This window comes from Streptomyces sp. NPDC001450 (assembly GCF_053597295.1).
Map to the genome: position 1 here is coordinate 75,224 of NZ_JBSFHY010000016.1, position 20,445 is coordinate 95,668.

A 20,445-nucleotide genomic window follows, 5' to 3' on the forward strand; every position below is an offset into this window, starting at 1 on the left:
AGCCCCGTTGTGGCCGACATCGCCTAACGGCGTGATGAGAGGGCACTCGGCGTTCGTGTCACCGTCAGGCTCGCTCTCGTCGCCGCCGTCCCGAACGTCACCGCGTCCTCCACCGCCGCTCCGCCGGGATCGTTGTTGAAGTACGCATACACGTCACATGCGTCGGACCAGGTCGTCGCGATGCGGTCCACCCAGGTCTCCAGAGACCGTCGGCCGTAGTGCGGCCACGGCTGGGCGCGGCCCTCGTGGAAGCGGACGTAGCCCCAGTCCGTCGTGCGCCACAGGGGAGTCACCGGCTGGGCCCGGACGTCGGCCCAGCACAGGGCCGCGCCTCGGGACTCCAGGACCTCCCGCACCTCGGGTGTCCACCACGAGTCGTGGCGTGGTTCGACCGCGACTCTCGTGTCGGAGGGGAAGCAGGCCAGGCAGGTGCCCAGCAGGGACGGGTCCACGCGCAGGGTGGGTGGGAGCTGGAGGAGGACCGGGCCGAGGCGGGCGCCCAGGCCCGCCGCGTGGGTCATCAGGCGGTGGACCGGCTCCTCGGGGTCCTTCAGCCGCTTGATGTGCGTGAGGTACCGGCTCGCCTTCACCGCCACCACGAAGTCGTCCGGCACCCGGTTCCGCCAGGCCTCGAAGTTCTCCCGCGTCGGCAGCCGGTAGAAGGCGTTGTTGATCTCCACCGTGGCGAAGCGCGTCGCGTACTCCTCCAGCCACAGCCGGATCGGACAGTCGCCCGGGTACAGGACCCCCCGCCAGTCCTTGTACTGCCACCCGGACGTGCCGACGAACAGGGTCATACATCCATCAAAGCACCGGAGGCGACCGGCTACAGGTACAACCTCGCGGCTACAGGTACAACCCCGCGTCCGCGCCGTCCCGGGCCCCGGGGACCGACGTGGGTGTCGTGCCCCGGCGCAGTGCGAACAGCTCGGCCAGGGTCGCGCCCTCCCGGCCGACGCCCTCCTCGGCGCCGAGCCAGTTCACCGCCTCGCGGCGGGTCAGCGGGCCCACCTCGATGCGGGCCAGGCAGCGGCCGGGGCGGACCACGGCCGGGTGCAGGCGCTCCAGGTCCTCGTTGGTGGTGACGCCGACCAGGACGTTGCGGCCCTGGCCGAGCAGGCCGTCGGTGAGGTTGAGCAGCCGGGACAGGGCCTGGCCCGCGGTGTGCCTGGCCTCGCCGCGGATCAGCTCGTCGCAGTCCTCCAGCAGGAGCAGCCGCCAGCGGCCCTTGCCCGCGCTGTCCTCCTCGCCGATCGCGATGTCCATGAGGTAGCCGACGTCGGAGAAGAGCCGCTCCGGGTCCAGCACACAGTCCACCTGGCACCAGTCCCGCCAGGAGCGGGCGAGCGTGCGCAGCGCGGAGGTCTTGCCGGTCCCGGGCGGACCGTGCAGCAGGAGCAGCCGACCCGCGATGTCCTCCGGGGTCGTCTTCATCAGGCGGTCCATCGCCTCCGCCACGGGGGCCGTGTAGTTGGGGCGCACCTCGTCCCAGGTGCCGGCGGAGATCTGGCGGGTGGTGCGGTGCGGGCCGCGCCGCGGGGAGACGTACCAGAAGCCCATGGTCACGTTCTCCGGCTGCGGTTCCGGTTCGTCGGAGGCGCCGTCCGTAGCCCGGTCGAGGACCGTCTTCGCCAGCTCGGCGCTGGTCGCGGTCACCGTGACGTCCGCGCCCCGGTTCCAGCGGGAGATCAGCAGGGTCCAGCCGTCGCCCTCCGCGAGGGTCGCGCTGCGGTCGTCGTCGCGGGCGACCCGCAGCACCCGGGCGCCCTCCGGCAGCAGGGTCGCGCCGGAGCGCACGCGGTCGATGTTCACCGCGTGCGAGTACGGCTGCTCGCCCGTCGCGAAGCGGCCGAGGAACAGCGCGTCGACGACGTCGGACGGCGAGTCGGAGTCGTCGACGTGGAGCCGGATCGGCAGAGCGTCGTGTGGGTTCGCGGCCATGCCGCCATGATCCGGCACCGATGCCCTCCGCGCACGGCATTTCCACCCCTTGTCCCGGGTGTTCCCAAGACCTGCCCCGTACGTGGTCTGCGCCGTTACTGTTGTCCATGATGGGACGTCATGAGTGGTATACGGGGACTCGGCGATGGCGGCTCACCGCCCTGCTCGGTGTGGGCGTTGCCGCTCTGGCCCTGGTGGTCACCCTGATCAGCACGCTGCCCGGCAGCGGAAGCACCGTCGGTACCTCGCGCGACGGCGACAAGGTCCACGGCACGCCCGCCACCGCGTCCGAGCGCCCGGAGCCGTTCGTGGGCTGGGGCTTCACCCACACCCAGTACAGCGCCGACCAGGGCAGCGGCGCGGCCACCGACCGGGTCGCGGAGCTGCTCGCGAAGAACGGCGGGCTGCCGCAGGACCAGGCCCTCATGGGCTGGGGCGCCGACAACCCCGAGCCGGTGAAGGGCCATTACGACTTCGGCGCCATGGACCGCCGGATCGACTTCATCCGCAGGTCCGGCGGCACCCCCGTGGTCACGCTGTGCTGCTCGCCGGACTGGATGAAAGGCGGCAGGGCCGGCGTCGACAACACCGACTGGAGCCAGGCCGCCCTGGAGACCGCGCCCACCCCGGACCACTACCAGGACTTCGCCGAGCTCGCCGCGACCGTCGCCAAGCGCTATCCCGACGTACGCCATTTCATCGTGTGGAACGAGTTCAAGGGCTTCTGGAACAACGCCGAGGGCCGCTGGGACTACGAGGGCTACACGACGATGTACAACCTCGTCTACAAGGCGCTGAAGAAGGTCGACAAGGACATCATGGTCGGCGGGCCGTACCTGGTCATGGACAGTGTCGACCCACGGCAGAAGGAGAACGCGTCGACCGCCCTCCGGGGCGCCTGGGGCGCGATGGACCAGCGGGTCCTCGACGCCTTCGCGTACTGGAACAGCCACAAGACCGGCGCCGACTTCGTGGTCGTCGACGGCTCCAGCTACACCAACGACGACGACCTGCTGCCCGACGAGTTCGCGGCCACCGACAAGCTCACCGCGGTCGGCCAGTGGGTACGGCAGCAGACCCATGACCTGCCCCTGTGGTGGGCCGAGTACTACGTCGAGCCCGCCGACGGCAAGGACGAACGCAGGGGCTGGTCCGAGGCCCACCGCCGCGCCGTGCACGCCACGGGGATGATCGCCATGGTCAAGGGCGGCGCCGACTCCGGCTTCTACTGGAACCCGGAGGAGAAGACGGGCACCGACTGTCCCGGCTGCCTGTGGACGCCGACCGACGTGCCCGGCGGGGGCGGGGAACTCCCCATGTACGACCTGGTGTCCCGGTTCGACCGGGCGTTCCCGCCGGGCACCCGGTACGAGACGGTGTCCGTCGCCCAGGACGACGTGCCCAACGTGCGGGTGCTGGCCAGCAGCAGGACGGTCCTCGTGGTCAACACCCTGGACCGGCCGATCAGCGCCCAGGTCGACGGGAAGCGGTTCGACATGCACGCGTACGAGGTGCGGTGGCTCGGCCGCTGAGCCACCACCCCGCACCCGTCACTTCATGGTCAGGAAACGCTGCACCAGTGAGGCCAGCAGCACCGCCAGCAGCGGCAGCGAGAACCAGAAGCTGCCCTGCAGCCGTCGCAGTTGCCGGGTGCTCGGCCGCGCCGCGACCCGGACCACCTCGCGCGCGGTGAGCAGCAGGATCAGCGTGACGGCGGCCAGCGCGCCGACCACCGACCACGGCGTCCACGTCACCTGCGGCCCGATCCGGCCCGGGTTCGGCTTCGGCACCGGGCCCGCCGGCTGCTTGCGCAGCGCGAACACGGTGACGTCGTCGTTGACCAGGACCTTCGTCAGCTCCTGCCGGTTGTCCAGGTTGTGGATCAGCCGGGACTTCCAGGTCGCCGAGTAGCCCGCGTCCAGCTCCAGATAGGTGACCTGGCTCTCGTTGATCATCAGGTACGAGTTCGGGCCCGCGTCCTTGAGCGCCTTCACCAGGCCGGACACCAGCACCGGGTCGACGGGTGCCGGCGTCGGCACGTAGTTCACCCGTTCCATGTCCCGGGCGCCCCACGGCATGGCCGGCGTCACGTCGTTGACCGTGTCCTGGCTCAGCCACAGCAGCCGTACCGTCGGCCGGTCGTGGGCGTACACCCAGTCCATGGCCGTGACCTCGCCCGGCCGGGTCCGCTCGAACGACTCGTTGCCCCACCGGGCCACCAGGAAGCCGCCCATCAGCAGCAGCCCGGCCAGCAGCGCGGCCAGCGGGGCGAGGCTGACCCGCTCCTTCTCGCGCTCCTTCGCGGTGACGCCGGTGCGCGGGAACAGGGCGAGCGCGCCCAGCAGAGCCGCGCCCGGTACCGCGAACATGAAGACGCGCAGGGCCATCTCGCCGCCGTACGACTGCATGCCGAAGCCCAGGAACGGGACGAAGGTGAGCACCAGCAGGGACCGTTCGCGGTACCGGTGCAAGCGCCGCCGCCACCAGCCCCAGCAGGCGAGGGCCAGCACCGAGCCGGCCAGCAGGACCCTGGTGTACAGGACCAGCTTGTGGGTCGAGTTCCCGCCCTGGATACGGCCGGAGACCGAGGTCGAGACGTTGCTGCCGACGCCGCCGACCCCGCCGAAGAGGTCGTCGAAATGCCCGGACCAGTACGGCTCGGCCATGAAGCCGACCCAGACCGCGACCAGCACCGCGAACAGGATGGGCAGCCCGCGCAGTTCGGAGCGGCCGAGCAGCACCAGCGCGGCGAGCACGCCGAGCATCACGAACGGGGTGAGCTGGTGCGCCGGGACGCTCGCCGCGTACAGACCGATCAGCACCAGGAGCAGCACGGCCCGTTGGCGCCGGTCGGTGGGTTCGACCTCGGCCTCTCCCGGACGGAACTTCGTCCAGATCACGTGAGGAGCGCGGAACCACACCAGCAGGATCGCCACGAAGACGAGGTAGAGGAGGAACGTGAAGCCCTGCGGGGAGAAGTAGTCCTGGCCGACCCAGCCGCTGAGCACGAAGAGCCACACGCCGGTCCACTTGGCCCGCCAGCTCGCCCGGAGCGACCGGGTGAGCAGGAACATCGGGGCCAGATAGGCGAGTTGGATGGCCGTCGGCCACCAGCGGATGATCTCCGTGAAGTCGTCGACCCCGCACGCCCGGGCGACGAACGCGGCCACCGCGAAGAATCCCGGCCAGCTCCAGCGGGCGTCCAGGTCCGGTACGGCGGACCCGGTGCGGTCGATGTAGTCGATGAAGCCGAGGTGCTGCCAGGCCGTCGCGAACCGTGGCTCGGTCTCCAGCACCGCGGGCAACGCGTGCAGGGACACCACGGTCGCCAGCAGCGTGACCAGCAGCAGGGCCCGGTGTTCACGGCGCAGCCAGAGCAGCGAGGCGAACACCGTGATCAGCAGGGCTGCCCCCACCAGCGTCGGCAGCGGCAGCACGGAGACCAGGCCGAGCCCGCCCATCCCGTCGAGGTCGGCCTCGCCGAGCCGCAGCGCGGGCACCCAGTACAGCAGGAGCGCGGCGATCAGCAGACAGCCGAGGACGACACCGGAGCGGGTGAGCCCCGGACGGATGGGCGGCGCGGGTGGCTCCTCGTCCACGGCCTCGTCCATGACCTCGCGCATGGCCATGTCCAGGGATTCGTCCGCGACTTCGTCCATCACCGCATTCTGGGGTGCCGCCGCCTCGAACGGCGCGTCGACCTCCGCCTCCTTCAGCAGCGCCGCCTCGGCCGGACCCAGCGACGCCTCCGCGCCCGGTTCCGGCTCCTCGACCGGTCGCGGCACGGGCGTGCCCGCGGGCGGGGTGCCGGGGCCCGGACGGACGTCCGGCCGGCGTTCGACGTGGTCGAAGTCGACGTGGATGCCGAGGGCGAGGGTGTCGTTGTCCAGCGCCCAGGCCGGGCTGTGCCGGGGCACTTGGGTGACGGCGGGCACCTCGCGCGCCCCCAGGTCGGCGAGGTCCCCGTCCGGTGCCGCCGTCTCCGGCAGGAGGGCAGGGGGTGCGGACCGGATGGTCAGCCACAGCTTCGGCGCGGCGACCGCCACGATCACCGCGAGGCTGGAGATCTCGGCGACGCCCGCTCCGGTCAGGCCCATCCGGGGCAGGAGCAGCAGCGTCAGGCCGAGCACGAGCACGCACAACAGGCCCTGCAGCCAGGCGAGCGGGGCGGTACGGCTCTGTGCGCGCAGCACCGCGAAGTACGTCTCCATGACGACCCGCAGCACCGTGCCCACCGCGAACCAGCGCAGCAGCGGGGTCGCCGCGTCCGCGTAGCCGGCGCCGAAGACGCCGAGGATCCAGGGCGCGCCGACGAACAGCACGCTCGCGATCGGCAGCATGATCCGGGCCATCCGCTTCAGCGCGGCGCGGGTGTTGGCGGCGAGGCGTCCCGGGTCGTGCGAGCCCTCGACCGTGAGGGACGCGCCCATGTTGATGGCGAGCAGGTTGGTCGTGCCGCCGATGGTGGTGGTGATGTAGAAGTACGCGTTGTCCTCGGAGCTGATCTGCGAGGCGATGATCACCGGGACGAGGTAGACCACGGCGAGCGAGAACAGCGAACCGGTGTAGTCGCCGGCGAGGAACCGCCCGATCTCCTTGAGCGTCGGCGGCTTGGCGTGGTCCTCGGTCGCCTTGACGTGCCGGGGCACCAGCCGCCGGAACACCAGCCAGCCCAGCGGCACCACCGAGGTGGCGATCGCGGCGACCCAGGACACGAAGACGCCGGTGGTCGGGATCGCCACGGCGAACGCGACGAGCAGCCCCAGCTTCACCGCCGAGAACACGGTGTTGCCCACCGGCACCCAGGGCGCGCTGCGCAGCCCGGTCAGCACGCCGTCCTGGAGGGTGAGCAGGTTCCAGGCGACGACGGCCAGGATGAAGCCGAGCCCGTTGATCGGCCCGTGCAGGAAGCGGTACGACGGCCCCCACACGTCCAGCGTCAGCAGGAAGATCCCCGCCGCCACCGCCACCAGCAGCGAACTGCCCGCGTAGGTACGGAAGACGAGCCGTCCGGTGCGCTGTCCGGACACCGGGATGAAGCGGGCCAGGGCGCCGGTCAGGGTCACCGCGGTCAGCCCCGCGAGCAGTTTCATCGCGGCGATGGCGGCGGAGCCCTGCCCGACCGCCGACTCGGAGTAGTAGCGTGCCGCGGCCAGCCAGAAGCCCAGCCCGAGGACGGCGGAGATGCCGGTGTTGAGCATCAGCGCGTAGGCGTTGCGGAACAGCTGGTTGCCGCCGGACCCCCGGCCCGTCCCGGGCAGGCGGAGGCGGCGCCCCGACTGCTCGGGCGCCTGGTCCTCGGCCGTTGCGGCCTCGGTTGTGGTGGTCGTGTCAGACACGGGAACGGATGGCCTTCCGGCGGACCTGGCGGGTTCTGCGGACGAGGGCGTACCCCTTGGTCAGAACGCGGTCCTTGGCGAAGTTACGGGTGATGGCACGGCCCTGGAGCAGCCGCTCGAACTCCTCGGCGTCCGTGCCGCGGCGGACGGTGACGCGTTGCAGGGCGTACGGCCCCTGGCGGCGGCGGGCGAGCCCGTTGCCGACGGCGAGCGCCTGGGCGTACCCGGCCTCCCGCACCGCGGCGCGGACCCGGCGGCTGGAATAGCCGTAGGGGTAGGCGAACGACACCGGCCGTGCGCCCAGTTCGCCGGTGACGATCTCCGTGCTGCGGACCAGTTCCGTGCGCAGGCCGGCGTCGTCGAGCTGGTCGAGCTGCGGGTGGGAGTGGCTGTGCCCGCCGATCTCGATCCCGGTGTCCGCGAGGTCGCGCACCTGCTGCCAGTCGAGCATGGCGTCCAGGCCGCCTCCGGTGTCGTACGCGCCCCTGATCCAGCCGGTGGAGACGAACAGCGTGGCCGGGAAGCCGTGCTTGGCGAGCACGGGCAGTGCATGCCGGTGGACCCCCTCGTAGCCGTCGTCGAAGGTGATCAGCACCGGCCGCTCGGGCAGTGGGCGGCCGGACCGCCAGCGGGCCGCGAGGTCGGCGGTGGTGACCGGGGTCAGGCCCAGGTCACCGATGAGCGCCATCTGCTCGGCGAAGGCCTCCGGCGCGACCGACAGGGCCCGGGTGGCGTCGTTCGGCGCGCTCGCCACCGCGTGGTACATGAGGATGGGTACGGCGGTGTCGCTCATGGGCGTTCCCCCTTGATCCATACGCCCGTGCGGCTCATGGACGTTCCCCCTCCTCCATTCCCGCGCCCGCCTCGCTCCCCGGTGTTCTCCCTGTCCCGACGGGCACGACGGAGAACGTCGGCCCGCCTCGCCGCGCCCGCACGCTGCCCACCACGTAGCCGCCCGCCGCGGTGAGCACCCCCGCGACGATCGCGCCCGCGCGTCCGGCGCCGCCCGGGCGGGCGAGCAGGGCGTCCCGCAGGCCGCGGGCGATCCCGGCGGGCAGGACCCGGGTGGTGTACCGGCGTTCGGACTCGAGCCCCTTGCCGGCGCCGACGCTGCGGGCCACCAGCGCCTTGGACAGGCCCTCGGCGTAGGCGCGGGTGCGGAAGTACGCGAAGTGTTCGCGGGTGGCGGGCACCCGGTGGTGGATCACCGCGCGGTCGTCGATGAGCAGGACCGCGTCGGGGCGGGCCCGGGTGAGGCGGATGCACAGTTCCGTCTCCTCGCAGCCCAGTGGGCGCCGGTCGCCGCCGCGGCCGATGCCGGTCGCGAAGCCGCCCGCCGCGTCGAACGCCGTACGCCGGAAGGAGGCGTTTCCGCCCAGCACGTTGCGCACCCGGACCCGGCCCGGCGGCAGGCCACGGTAGGTGCAGCCCACCACCCAGTCGAACTCCTGCGGGAACCAGACGGGACGCCGGCCCGAGGCCCAGACGGGCAGCGTACGGCCGCCGACCGCCATCACCCGCGGGTCGGCGTACCCCTCGGCGAAGCGGCGCAGCCAGTCCCGCTCGGCCACGGCGTCGTCGTCGAGGAAGGCGATCACCTCGCCGTGCGAGGCGACGACTCCGGTGTTGCGGCCGGCCGACAGACCGCGCGGGCCGGCGTTGGCGAGCACCCGCACATCGGCGGCCTCCTTGTACTCGCGGGCCAGCCGTTCCAGCAGGGCCCGGTTGTGGTCGACGACCAGGAGCGTCTCCAGCGCCGGATACGACTGGGCGCGCACCGAGGAGACCGCCGCGAGGATGTCCTCCCAGCGCTCCTCGGTGTACACGCAGATCACGACGGAGATGCCGGGATCTCTCAAGACACCTCTCCCCGTCCGGTGTTCAGCAGTCGCTCGTGGTGGGCCTGGCGGCGCAGGGCACGCCGGTTGGAACGCTCCTTGAGGATGACCTTCAGCACCCGGATCCCGTCCCGCACGGCCCGCAGATTGCTCGTGCCGTGGATGCGGAGGTATTCGTGGCTGGGGATCTCCTGAACCTTCAGCCCCGCCTTGACCACTCTGATGTTCATCAGCGTCTCGACCTCGAAACCGGTGCAGTCGAGGTCGATCTTGTCGAGGCAGTGCCGCCAGAACGCGTTGTATCCGTAGCAGAGGTCGGTGTAGCGGGCGCCGAACTTGCGGTTGACGATGGTGCACAGCGCCCAGTTGCCGAGCTTGCGGATGAAGGTCATGTCGTCCGTGCCGCCGCCGTTGGCGAAGCGCGAGCCCTTGGCGAAGTCGGCGCCCGAGACGAGGGCGGAGACGTACGACACGATCTCGTCGCCGTCGGCCGAGCCGTCCGCGTCGACCATCACGATGATGTCGCCGGTGCATGCCTCGAACCCGGTGATCAGGGCATCCCCCTTGCCCTTGCCCTGCTGTTCGACGACGCGCACCGCGGGCCACAGCGAACGGGCCACGTCGACGGTGTCGTCGGTGGAATTGCCGTCCACAAGAACCACTTCGTGTATCCAGTCCGGAAGGGTCTTGAAGACGTAGGGCAGATTCTCCGCCTCATTCATGGCGGGAATCACCACGCTCACCGGCGGAGTGATCGCCAGGTGAGAGGAGATGGGCCGGTAGTGGGTGGCCATTAACGGATCTTGGCCCGAACTCGGCGGATGCAGAACGGAACTCATGAGTGTGGTCCCTCTCGTCCGGTGGACCGCCCGCCCCTGGGCGGCCCGGCTCTTTGTCCGGTTCGAAAGGGGGGTTCTCATCCGCGGCGCGGCGAAACGGTCTCCGTGCACGCAGACGAGCTGGCAAAGCTGGCCGGTCTGCCGGAAAAGGACGGCAGCCGGTCGCGCGGCACGACTCGGTCACAAGTGCGGTCACCGAGCACGGCACCCCCCTACCGCGCCCCGCGCCGGAACGTCACGGCCCTGAGCCCTCCCCTGAACCGTGTACTGACGGACCGATGCGGGTGAGATGTACGACGGTATTGACGATTGAAGCAGAATGGCAAGACCTGGAACGGCGTCTCACGTTTTTATTGGTTTGGCCGTTACACAACTTTGGCCTGGCTTCGTCACTCTTGGGCGGGTTTCCTCGAACGGAATTTCTCCCGGCCGAGGACGAGCAGGAGCAGCAGCATGCTGAGCGCGGTCACCGCGACCACTCCGCCGCGGACCGACCAGCGGTGCACGGCCAGCATGCCCTGGGCAACCAGCATGTCCAGTACGACCGAGCCCGCAAGCGCGGTGAGCGCCCGGCCGTAGGGATCCAGCCCCCGCAGTGCCGCCCCGATCGCCACGGCCGGCGCCGCCAGCAGGAAGAACAGCGTGCACGGACCGCGCAGCGGTGAGTCGGCGTCGGTGAGCGCGAGCAGTGCGCCGACCGCGCCCGCGGCTGTGGCCGCCCCCGCGAGCAGCGGAGACAGGTCCCTCCCCGGACCTGGCCGCGCCCGCTCGGCGTCGTCCCCGGCGCTGTCTGTCGAAGGTGTCTTGATACGCAAGGTCTGCATTGGCGACTTTGCCCCCCGACGCGCCGGATGCCGGGCTTCAATGTGGCGCAGGCCCGTGTGGGCCGTCAAGATGACGACTCTTCGTACGGGTGACGAAATGTCAGCAGAGATGACATGCGCACGCAATATCTGGAGCGTGAACGTCCTGAGTCGATCCCGTTGAGACGTCGTTGAGGGCTAAAAAGTCTTGGCATGAACACTTCCAGTCAACACGCGTAGTTGCTACGACAGTTGTGGCAGAGATCCTGCTAAAGGGAGGTTCCATGAGACGTTCCCGATTTACGGCATACGTGACCTCGCTCCTCCTCGCCACCGGCCTCGCCCTCACCGGGGCCGCCACGGCGCAGGCCTCCACGGCTGTCGCGAACGGCGGTTATGTGGCGCTCGGCGACTCCTACTCCTCCGGAGTCGGAGCGGGCAGCTACATCAGCTCGAGCGGCAGCTGCGACCGCAGCACCAAGGCGTACCCGTACCTGTGGAACGCCGCCCACAGTCCGTCCTCGTTCGCCTTCAACGCCTGCTCGGGCGCCAAGACGGACGACGTGCTCGCCAATCAGCTCGGCTCGCTCAACTCCTCCACCGCCCTGGTCTCGATCACCATCGGCGGCAATGACGCCGGCTTCGCCGACGTCATGACGACCTGTGTGCTCCAGTCCGACAGCTCGTGCCTGTCCCGGATCAACACGGCGAAGGCGTACGTCGACTCCACGCTCCCCGGCAAGCTCGACGCCGTGTACAACGCGATCAGCGCCAAAGCCCCGTCCGCCCGGGTGGTCGTCATCGGCTACCCCCGCTTCTACCAGCTCGGCCAGACCTGCCTGGGCCTCTCCGAGACCAAGCGGTCCGCGATCAACAGCGCGGCCGACTACATCGACGCCGCCATCCAGAAGCGCGCCCTGGACCACGACTTCGTCTTCGGCGACGTCCGCACCACGTTCACCGGCCACGAGATCTGCTCCGGCGACTCCTGGCTGCACAGCGTCAACTGGCTCTCCATCGGCGAGTCCTACCACCCCACCGCGGCCGGCCAGTCCGGCGGCTACCTGCCGGTGCTCACGAACGCGGCCTGACCGTCACGAGGCCGAAGGTGAAGCGGAGGCCCCGTCCGACGGGGTCTCCGTCGTCGCGCAGGTCACCGTGAACGGCACAGAGTTCGACGTGGTCCGCACCGGACTGCGCACCTCCACGCTGATCTCGTTCTCGATCGTCCCGCTGTCGGAGTAGGCGGTCACGACCACCTGCACCTGCTGGGTCTTCCCGCCGCCCGCGGGGAACGACAGCGTCTTCCACCCAGGGTCGGAGACCGACCCGTGCGCGAGCACCCACCGGTACTCCACCTGCGTGGGCACCCGCCCCACTGTGAACGTCGCCGTGAACGTGGGCGCCTGCGCGGTCGGCGGCGGGCAGCTTCCGTCGTACTCCGTGTGCGCGCCGGTCAGGGTGACCCGCACGGACTGGACCGGCTGACTGCTCGCCGTGGCGCTGCTGCTCTGCGCCGGGGGCGGCGCGGCGGTGTCCGAGCGGGTGCTGGTGCTCGGGCTGGGGGAGTGCGTACTGCCGCTCGCCCGGCTGGTGTGTGCGCCGGTGTTCCCGCCACCGCCGCCGTTGTTCCGGTTGAGGAGCGCGTACGTCAGTCCCGCCACCGCCAGGACGACGGCGAGGAGACCGGCCACCAGCACCACGCCGGCCCGCCGGTTGCGGCGCGGCTCGACGGTGGTGGTCCGCGGCTCCGGACACCCGGTGGACAGGGGCATCGGCGGTGTGGGAGAGGGGCGTTGGGACTCGGCCGCGATCGTCGGGGTGTACGGCGAGGCCTGCACCGGCTCCGTGCGCGCCGGCCCGAGGGTCCCGCCCGCCGCCACGATCCGCAGCTCGTGCTCGGCCCCTTCGCCGGACAGCCGCTCGGCGGGGTCCTTGCGCAGCAGCCCCTCGATGACCGGGGCGAGCGGTCCGGCCCGGCGCGGCGGCGGCAGCTCCTCGTCCACCACGGCACGCAGGGTGCTCAGCGGAGTGTCCTGCCGGAACGGGGTGTTGCCCTCGACGGCCGCGTACAGCAGCACGCCCAGCGACCACAGGTCCGACTCCGGGCCCGGCGTACGGCCCAACGCCCGCTCCGGAGCCAGGAATTCGGGCGAGCCGATCACCTCACCCGTCATGGTCAGCGCCGAACTGCCCTCGACCGTCGCGATACCGAAGTCGGTGAGGACGACCCGGCCGTCGTTGGCCAGCAGCACGTTGGCCGGCTTCACGTCCCGGTGCAGCACCCCGGCCGCATGCGCGGCACTCAGCGCGGCCAGCACCTCGGCACCGATGTGCGCGGCCCGCTGCGGCGGCAGCGGACCCTCGGCCTCCAGCTGGTCGGCGAGGGACAGCCCGCGCACCAGCTCCATCACGACCCAGGGGCGGCCGCCCTCCATCGCCACGTCGTACACCGTGACCACGTTGCGGTTGGCGACCCGGGCCGCCGCCCACGCCTCGCGCTCCAGGCGCGCGTACATCCGCTCGACGTCCGAAGCGGGCAGCCCGGCCGGGGCCCGCACCTCCTTGACGGCCACCTCACGGTGCAGCACCTCGTCACGGGCGCGCCACACGGTGCCCATGCCGCCCTCGCCCAGCGGGGACAGCAGACGGTAGCGACCCGCGATCACACGTTCACGGCCCGGCTCTTCGGACACGGGCGACCCCCACGGCATCTCGCGTGATTTCTCCACAAAGTAGCTCAGCCGAGCGCGGATGCGGCCCCCTTGAGCACCAATCCGGCACCCAGGGCGACGACGACCAGCGCGGACGCGAGCGGCAGGGTCCGGCGCACGAGGGTGGCAGCCGGGTGGACGGTCCAGCGCGGGCGCCGGTCCAGCACCCGGGTGACGCCCGAGCCCAGCCGGACGACGGCGAACCCGGCCGCGGTGAGCGTCAGCGCCAGCCCGGCGCCGTACGCCACGACGAGCAGCAGCCCGAACCAGGCCTTCCCGAGCGCCGCGGCACCGACCAGCACCACGACCGCGGAGGGGCTGGGCACCAGACCGCCGGCGAACCCGAGCAGGATCGTGCCGCGAAGGGTGGGGGCGGTGGGGTGGCTGTGAGTGTGGCCGCCGTGGGTGTGCACCACGCCGTGCTCGTGCTCGTGCTCGTGGTCGTGATGGTGGTGGCCGTCGTGGTGATGGTGGCTGTCGTGGTGGTGGTGATGGCTGTGCTCGTGGGCTGCTTCCTGGTCCTGGGCTGCGCCCACCAGGGCCAGCGGGCGTTCTTCGGCTTCCTCGTGCGCATGCGGGTGGGGGTGGGGGTGGGGGTGGGGGTGCGGATGTGCTTGTGCGCGGTTGCGCCAGGCGCGTCGTACGAGGTTCGCGCCCGCGACGAGCACGAGGGCGCCGCTGGCGATGCCCAGCCAGGCGATCACCGAGGGCGTGGCGGCGGAACCGGCCGTGACGAGCAGGCCCAGGGCGACCACGCCGAGGGTGTGCGTCACCGTGACCGAGGCGGCCAGCGGCAGCACGTCCCGCAGCCGGGCCCGGCCCCCGCGCGCGGCCGCCGTCGCGGCCATCAGGGTCTTGCCGTGGCCCGGTGCGAGGGCGTGCATCGCGCCGAGGAAGACGGCGATGAGCAGGGCGAGCGAGGCGAAGCCGAGGGTGAGGTCGTGGCGGGCGACGAGGTCGTCCAGGGCGCGGGTCCAGCGGTCGGCGCCCCGGGGCAGTACCGAGGCGCCCGGGACGTCCTGCCGCTCCTGGGCGAGGGCCGGGCCGCCGGGACGCACCCGCAGGGAGGCGGCGGCGGTGTCGGCGGGGGAGGACAGCAAGTCCTTGGGGTAGCTGGTGAGTTCGTGCGAGACCGACTTCTTCGGTACGTCCGTCGCGGTGAGCGTCATGCGGTCGCCGCGCGCGGTGATCTCCCGCCAGCCGGGCCCGGTGGTGGCACCCGCGCTGTGAAAGCCGAGCGCGACGGACTTCCCGCGGGGAAGCGACGCGGTGAACCGGCACTCCACGCGCAGCGTGTTGAGCCCGGCCTGCCCGGGCCGCAGGCTCGCGCGGGCGGAGCCGGGGGTGAGCGGGGCGGGGCGTCCGCCGACGGTGAGCCTGCTGCCCTTGGCGGCCTCGGCGCACCGCTGCTCGGCCCACGTCGACAGGCCCAGTCGCTTGATGTCCGGCCTGGCCTGGGTGGCCGGGATCTCGGCGAGGTCCTCCACATGGTCGACGCGGAGCTGTCCGGGGGCGGCGACGAGACCGTCGTAGCGGTTGACGGTGAAGTTGCCGAGCGGGTGTGCGCTCGCGGCCGTGGCCGGGGTGAGCACGAGGGCGCAGGCGGCGGTGAGGACGGCCGCGGCACAGGCGAACGGGCGACGGAGGTTCACTGGGCGGCCTCCAGTGCCTTGCGGGCCTGGGCCGCGCCCAGGGTGGAGAAGCCGGGGTTCAGTTTCAGGGCCGCCTTCAGCGAGGCGCGGCCGTCTTCACTGTGGCCCGTGGCCAACTCGATCACGCCGCGGTGGTAGAGGAAGGCGGCGTTGCGGTAGCCGGTGGCCGTGGCCCGGCGGGCGTAGGAAAGAGCCTCCTTGTCACGGCCGTTGACGTGCAGCGCCCAGGCGAGGGCGTCCGCGGTGTGCACGGTGTGCCGGCGGGCCCACTCGGCGCGGGCCGCGCGCAGGGCGGACGTCTTGTCGCCGTGGTCGGCGGCGGCCAGCGCGGTGTCCAGGTCGGCGTTGACGCCGTTGGCGCGGGCCAGGGCGATCCAGGCGTCCACCAGCGCGTACTGGTCGTGCGCCCTGGCCTTGTCGCCGGCTGTGCCACGGGCCTCGTACAGCTCGCCGAGTTCGACGAGCGGTCCGGGCAGCGGATAGCGGGCGACCACGGTCTCCAGGCCCTTGATCGCCTCGTCCCGGTCGCCGCTCGCCGCTTGGGCGCGGGCCCGGCCCTCCAGCGCGGGGAGGTAGTTCTCGTCGGCGGCCAGGGCCCGGGCGTAGTAGGTGAGTGCGGATCCGTAGTCGCCCTGGTTCCAGGCGAGTTGGCCGAGCTGGGCGGCCACGTACGCGACGTCGCCCGGCGAAGTGGCGGCGGAGAGAGCCTGCTTGAGTACGCGCCGGGCGGTCGTCACGTCGCCCCGCAGCTCGTGGACGTACGCGTACCGCGTGAAGACCGGCACGCCCGGCTTGCGTGTGTCGGCGGTCTTGGCGGCCCCGTCCGCCTCGGCGTACCGGCCCAGTTCGACCAGCGCGTCGATGCGCGAGGACAGGGCGCGCTCGCTGTACGGGTTCTGCTTCAGGGCCTGGTCCGCGTAGGTCAGGGCGTCCTTGAAGTCGTGCCGCGCGGCGGCGAGGGCGGCCCGGCCGGCCAGGGCCTGGTCGTTGCCGGGGGACAGGTCCAGGGCCCGCTTCAGGGCCTTCTCGGCCTGCGGGTACCGGGCCGGGTCGCCCTTGGTCCGCGCCTGCTCGACGTAGGCCAGGCCGAGGGTGGCCCAGCTGCCGAAGTCCTTTGGCTGGGACCGCAGATGTGCCTGAAGTGCGGCAATGCTCGCGTCCAGGTTCCCGCTGCCCAGCACCCCGGGATCGACGGCGGTGGAGGCGGCCGCCACCGCGGGCCCGCCGTCCCGTGCCGCCCCGAAGGCGATCGCTCCACCTGTCAGTGCGACCGCCAACAGTGCTGCACAGCTGATGAGTTGCACCGACCGCCAGCTCCGTCGGGTGGCGGCGACCCGACGGACGGCGGCCACGCGCTGATCGGTGCCGGACGCGGAGGAGCACGGCTCGGAGACGACGGCCGCGGCTTCCGGCACGGCGGGGTCTGCCCTGCCCGCGACCGGCTCTGCCTGGGATCCGGCCGGCATGGTCTTGGACTGGGCTTGGCCCGTTTCGGAGTCGGTCGGCTCCGCCTGGGATCCGGCCTGCCCCGCCTCGGACTCGGCCTGCCCCGCCTCGGATCCGGCCGGCTCCGTCTCGGACCCGGTCGGATCGGCTTCGGGAGTGGAAAGTGCCGAAGCGCCATCCCCGCCCGTGCTCACCGGCCGCTCGCCGGACTCGTCGCTACTCGTACGCGGGGACATGCCCTCTCCTCGGTCGCCTGGTCGTGCTCGAAGGGGAATGGGCGCGGCCCGCCGTGGGGGAGGGGGATACGGGCCGCGCCGGTCAGTGGGGTGTGGGTCAGTACGGGCGCTGCACCCGGCGGCGCCACCAGGCGAAGGCGGTGCCGATCAGCAGGATCCCGGCCGCACCCGAGGCCGCCGAGGCGGCGATCAGCATCGTGTTGCCGGAGCCGCCGGAGGACGACCCGGCCGGCTGCAGGGCGTCGCCGAGCTGGCTGCGGACGTCGGCGTTGCCGGACGTGCCCTTGGCCAGGGCGCCACGGGAACCGGCCGTCGGTTCGGCCACGTACGGGAAGTACTTCTCGAAGCCCCTGTCGTTCTTGTCGACCGCGTCGCCGAGGTCGTTCTTGGAACCGACCAGTTCGCCCTCGACCACCTGGAGGGAGGCGTCGATCACGTCGTCCGTGAGGCGACGGCCGTTCGGGAAGCCAGCGTTGTCACCGTCGAGGACGCCCAGCCGCTTGGGGTGCATGCTCGGCTTGATCGAGGTGTTCAGCCGCAGCTCCTCCGCGGGCTTCACGTACGGCGGCTGGTTGAGGCCCTTGACGCCCTTGAGGAACACGTCGACCAGGTCGTTGCGCGGCTCGGCGGGTGCCTTGATCTTGTAGATCGACTCGATGAGCTTCGGCAGCTCGGGGTTGGTCACGTTCTTCAGGAACTGCGCGTCGTACCAGGGCTGGGACGCGTTGAACTTGTCCTTGTCCTTCTGCGGGTTGACGACCTCGTTCACCAGCGGGTTGCCCAGGCGTGAGACCTGCTCGTAGTACCCCTGCGCGTTCTTTCGCTGCGTCGTCGACCAGATGCCGACGATCGGCTGCTTGGACGACTCGCGGATCAGGTCGTTGGGCACCTGGAGCGCGATCGTGTTGACGTTGTAGCCCTTGAGCGTGTCCCGTCCGACCTCGGAGAGGTTCCCGCCGTAGAGCAGGTCGAAGACGCGCAGGTCGGCGAAGAACGGGTCGTCGGCCTGCCCGGCGAAGGTCGCGCCACCGCCCGCGGTCTTGTAGATGGCCTGGGAGCGCAGCTTGGCGTAGTCCGGCATCGACGCCTTGCCCACGTTCGACGGCGCGACCGGCACGTTGTCCGCGAGCCGTGTCTTGGAGACCACCTTCTGGTTGTGCAGCTTGACCAGGTCGATGTCGTAGGTCTGCGTGATGTTCAGGTTCGGGTCGTTGAGGCTCTTCACCGCTCCCGTGTTGTAGAGGAAGGTGTTCTTGTTCTTGACGTGCGTCTTGAACGTGTAGCGGAACAGCAGCTCGCCCTGCGCGTCACCGTTGTTGTCGATGTGGATGTCGTACTGGGCGTCGTCCGCGAACGTGTAGAAGTTCGGTCCGCCGGCCGGCTCCTCGAAGGGGATCCAGTTGGCCACGATCGTCGTGGTGTCCGGCTTGTCCGGGCTCACGAACGCGTACAGGTCCGTGTTGTCGTACTGCGGGGTCCCCGAGATCAGCGGGGCCTCCCGGTGGGAGGAGGCGGAGGCCGCCCCGGGTTCCAGCGTGGCGACACCGGCGGCTGCGAGCCCTCCGGCGGCCAGCGCACCACAGATGAGCGTGACCAGGCCCTTGCGTCCCGTGCCGCTCCTGGAGATGAGAGGTGTCATGCCGTCCGTCCTCAGTGCCAACTTGCCTTGACGGACGGGTATACGGAGCCGAGGAGCCGATCGGATTGGTCGGACGGAAAAAATCTTTTCGGCTTTTCAAACCCGCGTTTTCGGCCCGCCGATCCGTATCACCCGCCGGAGGTGTGCGCTCGTGCGGATGCGTGGAGTCAGAGGCAGGGCGGCCGGCTGTGGCCACGGAAGGGGGACCGGGGTGGAGGCGGACGAGCTACTCGTGCTCGTGGCGGGCGGGGACCAGCAGGCGTTCGAGGATCTGTACGGACTGGTGTCCGGACCGGTGTTCGGGCTCGTACGGCGGGTGGTGCGCGACCCCGCCCAGTCCGAGGAGGTCGCCCAGGAAGTGCTGCTCGAACTGTGGCGCTCCGCAGCCCGGTTCGACCCCGCCCGGGGCAGCGCCCTCTCCTGGATCCTCACACTCGCCCACCGCCGTGCCGTCGACCGGGTGCGCAGCGCCCGCGCCGCCGGCGAACGCGAACAGCGTGAGGCCATGCGCGCCGGGGAACCCGCCTTCGACCATGTGACCGAGGAGGTCGAGGCCGGTCTGGAGCGCGAGTGGGTGCGCCGCTGCCTGGCCCGGCTGACCGCGCTGCAACGCCAGTCCGTGACGCTCGCCTACTACGACGGCTACACGTACCGTGAGGTGGCCGAACGGCTGAAGCTGCCGCTGGGTACGGTCAAGACGCGGATGCGCGACGGACTCACCCGGCTGCGCGAGTGCCTGGGAGGTGCCGCATGAGCATCCTCGGCCGCATGCTGGGCCGCGGGGATCTGCACTCCCTCGCCGCTCCCTACGCGCTCGACGCCCTCGACCCCGCCGAGCGGCGCCGCTTCGAGAAGCACCTCAGAGGCTGTGACCGCTGCGCAGTCGAGGTGCGGGCCCTGTCCGAGGACGCGGTGCGCCTCGCCTGGTCCACGGCGGCCCCCGCACCGGCCGCCCTGCGCGCCCGGGTCCTGGCCGCCGTCCGTACCACCCCGCAGGAACAGGCGCCCGCGCCCGCGCGGGAGCGCTCACCCCAGCTGCCGCCGCACGTCTGGGGCACCCAGCCCCCGCCGTCGCGCACCCGTACGCCCCGCGGGCGCCCCCTCTTCGTCCCGTTCGCCACGGCGACCGCCGCCGCGGCCCTCGTCGTCGCCTCGCTCTTCGCGGTCCAGGCGAACCGCACCCGGGACCAGCTCGACACCGCTCGGGCCCAGGCACGTGAGATCGCCCACGTTCTGGCCGCTCCCGACGCCCGCGCCGTGAGCAGCGAGGACGCACGGGGCCGCAGTATCGGAGTAATCGCCTCCGCATCACAGGGGCAGGCCGTCGTCACCCTCAGCGGATACGGCACCCCGTCCGGCGGCCGCGTGCACCAGCTCTGGCTCATGCGCCCCCATGTGCAACCACGCTCCCTCGGGCTCTTCGCGGGCGACACGCCCTTGGTCGCCAAGGGTCTCGGCAAGTCCTCGACGTCACTCGCAGTAACCGTCGAGCCTGACGGAGGGTCAGCGCAGCCCACCAGTCAGCCGCTTGTCCAACTCACCCTGAAATCGGTCGGATTCGGAGAGTAGTCGTCGAGGGATGGTCAACCGCCTTGCAGAGAAGGTGAATCCTGTGGGCGCGATACACGCGTGCCCCCCTGGGGAGATAGGGTTACTCTGCCCGGGCCGGGTGGACTCGTACGGGTGGGGAGTGACATGGAGCAGATAACAGTGCGCAGCAGGGCCAGGGTCCCTGCTATCACCTGCGGGAGCAGCGCGACCAGTTCGCGCCTCGACCGCCATCTTTCGGTGCTGGCGGGTCCCGCCGTACCGCACCAGAAGGCGGCCGAGGCGACTTCGCTGATGCGTGAGCTGACGGCACGTGACACTCCGCACGAGCGCAGTGACCGAGGCAGGCGGGTCAGCCGTGTCTCCCTCTTCGCTCCGCTGCGTCGGCTGCGCCGCTCGCTGTTCGGCGGACACTGAGCGGTCGCTGAGCGAACCGGCAGTACCTGGAGC

The 20,445-nt window shown here is 71.3% G+C and carries 16 protein-coding genes; 5 read left to right on the forward strand and 11 right to left on the reverse strand.

The genetic code is table 11. From position 1 onward, the window contains the following. Positions 1 to 23: 23 nt before the first annotated feature. The gene (locus ACWC5O_RS19505; RefSeq protein ID WP_450584530.1) at positions 24 to 797 is read right to left on the reverse strand and encodes a DUF72 domain-containing protein; all 774 of its coding nucleotides are present in this window, start codon (positions 795 to 797) and stop codon (positions 24 to 26) included. A 49-nt stretch (positions 798 to 846) separates the two neighbouring features. Next, a complete protein-coding gene (locus tag ACWC5O_RS19510; RefSeq protein ID WP_450584529.1) occupies positions 847 to 1,941 on the reverse strand; it encodes a DUF5925 domain-containing protein in 1,095 nt (364 codons plus the stop codon). Positions 1,942 to 2,051: 110 nt separating this feature from the next. Between ACWC5O_RS19510 and ACWC5O_RS19515 the strand changes: the two genes are divergently transcribed. Next, positions 2,052 to 3,473 (forward strand): GH39 family glycosyl hydrolase, encoded by a 1,422-nt coding sequence (locus ACWC5O_RS19515; RefSeq protein ID WP_450584650.1) that lies wholly within the window; start codon positions 2,052 to 2,054, stop codon positions 3,471 to 3,473. Between the two features lie 18 nt (positions 3,474 to 3,491). Here the strand turns inward: ACWC5O_RS19515 and ACWC5O_RS19520 are convergent, their stop codons facing one another. The 5 genes from ACWC5O_RS19520 to ACWC5O_RS19540 form a co-directional block, all read right to left on the reverse strand. Beyond that, entirely contained in the window at positions 3,492 to 7,280 is a 3,789-nt protein-coding gene (locus ACWC5O_RS19520; protein ID WP_450584527.1) for a lipopolysaccharide biosynthesis protein, read from the reverse strand. Then, on the reverse strand, positions 7,273 to 8,073 hold the full coding sequence (locus ACWC5O_RS19525) for a polysaccharide deacetylase family protein (RefSeq protein ID WP_450584525.1): 801 nt from the start codon (positions 8,071 to 8,073) through the stop codon (positions 7,273 to 7,275). The genes ACWC5O_RS19520 and ACWC5O_RS19525 overlap by 8 nt, the downstream gene beginning before the upstream one ends. A gap of 34 nt (positions 8,074 to 8,107) precedes the next feature. Continuing rightward, positions 8,108 to 9,139 carry a glycosyltransferase gene (locus tag ACWC5O_RS19530; RefSeq protein ID WP_450584523.1) on the reverse strand — a complete coding sequence of 344 codons (1,032 nt, stop codon included), beginning with the start codon at positions 9,137 to 9,139 and terminating at the stop codon, positions 8,108 to 8,110. Further along, positions 9,136 to 9,957 (reverse strand): glycosyltransferase family 2 protein, encoded by an 822-nt coding sequence (locus tag ACWC5O_RS19535; protein ID WP_450584521.1) that lies wholly within the window; start codon positions 9,955 to 9,957, stop codon positions 9,136 to 9,138. Before ACWC5O_RS19535 ends, ACWC5O_RS19530 begins: the two co-directional genes overlap by 4 nt. Positions 9,958 to 10,346: 389 nt before the next feature. After that, positions 10,347 to 10,781 (reverse strand): hypothetical protein, encoded by a 435-nt coding sequence (locus ACWC5O_RS19540; protein WP_450584520.1) that lies wholly within the window; start codon positions 10,779 to 10,781, stop codon positions 10,347 to 10,349. A 263-nt stretch (positions 10,782 to 11,044) separates the two neighbouring features. Here ACWC5O_RS19540 and ACWC5O_RS19545 point away from each other — a divergent pair, with 263 nt between their 5' ends. Next, entirely contained in the window at positions 11,045 to 11,851 is an 807-nt protein-coding gene (locus ACWC5O_RS19545; protein ID WP_450584518.1) for an SGNH/GDSL hydrolase family protein, read from the forward strand. Between the two features lie 3 nt (positions 11,852 to 11,854). Here ACWC5O_RS19545 and ACWC5O_RS19550 read toward each other — a convergent pair whose 3' ends face one another. From ACWC5O_RS19550 to ACWC5O_RS19565, 4 genes are all read right to left on the reverse strand, one after another. Beyond that, positions 11,855 to 13,474 carry a protein kinase domain-containing protein gene (locus ACWC5O_RS19550; RefSeq protein WP_450584516.1) on the reverse strand — a complete coding sequence of 540 codons (1,620 nt, stop codon included), beginning with the start codon at positions 13,472 to 13,474 and terminating at the stop codon, positions 11,855 to 11,857. A 26-nt stretch (positions 13,475 to 13,500) separates the two neighbouring features. Continuing rightward, positions 13,501 to 15,126, reverse strand: coding sequence for a HoxN/HupN/NixA family nickel/cobalt transporter (locus ACWC5O_RS19555; protein ID WP_450584514.1), 1,626 nt, complete (start codon positions 15,124 to 15,126; stop codon positions 13,501 to 13,503). Beyond that, positions 15,123 to 16,808 carry a tetratricopeptide repeat protein gene (locus ACWC5O_RS19560; RefSeq protein WP_450584512.1) on the reverse strand — a complete coding sequence of 562 codons (1,686 nt, stop codon included), beginning with the start codon at positions 16,806 to 16,808 and terminating at the stop codon, positions 15,123 to 15,125. Before ACWC5O_RS19560 ends, ACWC5O_RS19555 begins: the two co-directional genes overlap by 4 nt. Positions 16,809 to 16,905: 97 nt before the next feature. Further along, positions 16,906 to 18,447 (reverse strand): DUF4331 domain-containing protein, encoded by a 1,542-nt coding sequence (locus ACWC5O_RS19565; RefSeq protein WP_450584511.1) that lies wholly within the window; start codon positions 18,445 to 18,447, stop codon positions 16,906 to 16,908. Positions 18,448 to 18,658: 211 nt separating this feature from the next. On the opposite strand from ACWC5O_RS19565, the gene ACWC5O_RS19570 reads away from it, so the two are divergent. From ACWC5O_RS19570 to ACWC5O_RS19580, 3 genes are all read left to right on the forward strand, one after another. Continuing rightward, complete coding sequence (locus ACWC5O_RS19570) at positions 18,659 to 19,201, forward strand: sigma-70 family RNA polymerase sigma factor (protein WP_450584510.1); 543 nt, start codon at positions 18,659 to 18,661, stop codon at positions 19,199 to 19,201. Further along, entirely contained in the window at positions 19,198 to 20,016 is an 819-nt protein-coding gene (locus ACWC5O_RS19575; protein WP_450584509.1) for an anti-sigma factor, read from the forward strand. Before ACWC5O_RS19570 ends, ACWC5O_RS19575 begins: the two co-directional genes overlap by 4 nt. A 126-nt stretch (positions 20,017 to 20,142) precedes the next feature. Beyond that, a complete protein-coding gene (locus tag ACWC5O_RS19580; RefSeq protein ID WP_450584507.1) occupies positions 20,143 to 20,412 on the forward strand; it encodes a hypothetical protein in 270 nt (89 codons plus the stop codon). The last annotated feature ends 33 nt before the right edge of the window (positions 20,413 to 20,445 follow it).

What these genes read in the sequence shown, in the direction of transcription:
- ACWC5O_RS19525 (WP_450584525.1), bottom strand. Translation starts at nt 8,073, where the DNA reads ATGAGCGACACCGCCGTACCCATCCTCATGTACCACGCGGTGGCGAGC.
- ACWC5O_RS19550 (WP_450584516.1), bottom strand. Translation starts at nt 13,474, where the DNA reads ATGCCGTGGGGGTCGCCCGTGTCCGAAGAGCCGGGCCGTGAACGTGTG.
- ACWC5O_RS19560 (WP_450584512.1), bottom strand. Translation starts at nt 16,808, where the DNA reads ATGTCCCCGCGTACGAGTAGCGACGAGTCCGGCGAGCGGCCGGTGAGC.
- ACWC5O_RS19515 (WP_450584650.1), top strand. Translation starts at nt 2,052, where the DNA reads ATGGGACGTCATGAGTGGTATACGGGGACTCGGCGATGGCGGCTCACC.
- ACWC5O_RS19540 (WP_450584520.1), bottom strand. Translation starts at nt 10,781, where the DNA reads ATGCAGACCTTGCGTATCAAGACACCTTCGACAGACAGCGCCGGGGAC.
- ACWC5O_RS19565 (WP_450584511.1), bottom strand. Translation starts at nt 18,447, where the DNA reads ATGACACCTCTCATCTCCAGGAGCGGCACGGGACGCAAGGGCCTGGTC.
- ACWC5O_RS19575 (WP_450584509.1), top strand. Translation starts at nt 19,198, where the DNA reads ATGAGCATCCTCGGCCGCATGCTGGGCCGCGGGGATCTGCACTCCCTC.
- ACWC5O_RS19545 (WP_450584518.1), top strand. Translation starts at nt 11,045, where the DNA reads ATGAGACGTTCCCGATTTACGGCATACGTGACCTCGCTCCTCCTCGCC.
- ACWC5O_RS19535 (WP_450584521.1), bottom strand. Translation starts at nt 9,957, where the DNA reads ATGAGTTCCGTTCTGCATCCGCCGAGTTCGGGCCAAGATCCGTTAATG.
- ACWC5O_RS19505 (WP_450584530.1), bottom strand. Translation starts at nt 797, where the DNA reads ATGACCCTGTTCGTCGGCACGTCCGGGTGGCAGTACAAGGACTGGCGG.
- ACWC5O_RS19580 (WP_450584507.1), top strand. Translation starts at nt 20,143, where the DNA reads ATGGAGCAGATAACAGTGCGCAGCAGGGCCAGGGTCCCTGCTATCACC.
- ACWC5O_RS19510 (WP_450584529.1), bottom strand. Translation starts at nt 1,941, where the DNA reads ATGGCCGCGAACCCACACGACGCTCTGCCGATCCGGCTCCACGTCGAC.